The sequence below is a fragment of the Burkholderia sp. 9779_493 genome, assembly GCF_015712215.1.
Classification (GTDB): domain Bacteria; phylum Pseudomonadota; class Gammaproteobacteria; order Burkholderiales; family Burkholderiaceae; genus Burkholderia; species Burkholderia cenocepacia.
Genome location: NZ_JACCQA010000096.1, coordinates 1 through 1,409 on the forward strand (window position 1 = coordinate 1; position 1,409 = coordinate 1,409).

Genomic DNA, 1,409 nt, shown 5'->3' on the forward strand with positions numbered 1-1,409 from the left:
GAGGTGTATCAGTACACCGGCGCGTACACCTTTATGGCCCAGGGCCGAGGTGACGCGCTTTCGAAAATCCGCCTCGAAGAATGGGAATCGCGGTCGAAGCGCTTTTTTGGTATCGGTGGATGGCGAGCAGCTGACGCTGGCAAACGTTTCACGTTGAACGGACATCCCGATCACGATGGCGATTCGAGCGAGCAGCGCGAGTTCGCGGCGATTGCGGTGCGTTGGATCGTGCGAAACAATCTACCGATCACTCAGACATCCGCCCGGATGCTCCATAGCCTGGACCGTCGGATTGCAGAATCAGCGATTGCAGACCTGGACAGCGGCGCGTATACCTTGATCGGAGCAGATGGATCCACGGGCGCCTTTCACGTTGAGATCGAAGCGCAGCGGACCGTGGTACCGTTCAGGAGCCCTTTCGAACACGCCAAGCCGACGACACACCTCGAAACTGCGATCGTGGTCGGGCCGAAGAACGAAGAGGTCTACACGGATGAGCTGAACCGTATCAAGGTGCGTTTCATTTGGGATCGCATCAATGAAGGCAATGAGAGCGCATCTTGTTGGGTACGCGTTGCGCAATCCGATACCGGCAGCGGGTACGGTGCTGTCCATCCGCCGCGGGTCGGCGAAGAGGTCTTGATCGATTATGTCGGTGGAGACTGTGACCGTCCGATCGCGATCGCACGAGTCTACAACGGCGCGACGAAGCCTCAGTGGCATACGAACGGTCTGCTGTCGGGCTATCGCTCGAAAGAGTTTGCCGGAGCGGGATACAACCAGATGGTAATGGACGACTCGACCGGCCAAAACCGCGTGCAGCTGTTCAGCAGCCACGGAAACTCGGCGCTCCATCTCGGCTATTTGATCCAGCATACCGGGAATTCACGGGGCGACTATCTAGGTAGTGGCTTCGATCTCCGGACGGACAGTTACGGCGCCGTCCGCGCGAATCGCGGATTGTACGTCACCACGTATTCGAAAGCGGCGGACAGCCAACCGCTCGACGCGCGCGAAACGCAAGAGCAACTAGTGCGAACAGAGAGCTTGCTCGAATCACTCTCCGACGCGAGTACAGCACACGACGCCGAGGGCATGCAGGCCGGATACGACGCACTGAAGCAGCTGACCGATGCGTCGCAAGAGTCGGCCACGGGTTCCGCGTCCGGGGGGCGCACAGCTGGCGGTGGCACGGGTACAGCGAATACCTTCAAAGAGCCGATTATGCTTTTTGGCAGTCCGTCGGGTATCGCGCTGTCGACGAACGAGACCGCTCATTTGTCCGCCGCGCAACACGTCAACATCGTCAGCGGTCAGAGCACGCACGTGGCAGTGGGGAAGTCGCTGATCGCGAGTGTCGCCAACAAGTTAAGTATCTTCGCTCAAAATGCCGGCATGAAATTGTTCGC

Annotated in this window: 1 protein-coding gene; it reads left to right on the top strand. The window is 59.0% G+C overall.

Going from position 1 to position 1,409, the window contains the following annotated elements; genetic code table 11:
• A partial coding sequence (locus H0X95_RS35640; protein ID WP_196446435.1) for a type VI secretion system Vgr family protein occupies positions 1–1,409 on the top strand: 1,409 nt, incomplete at both ends.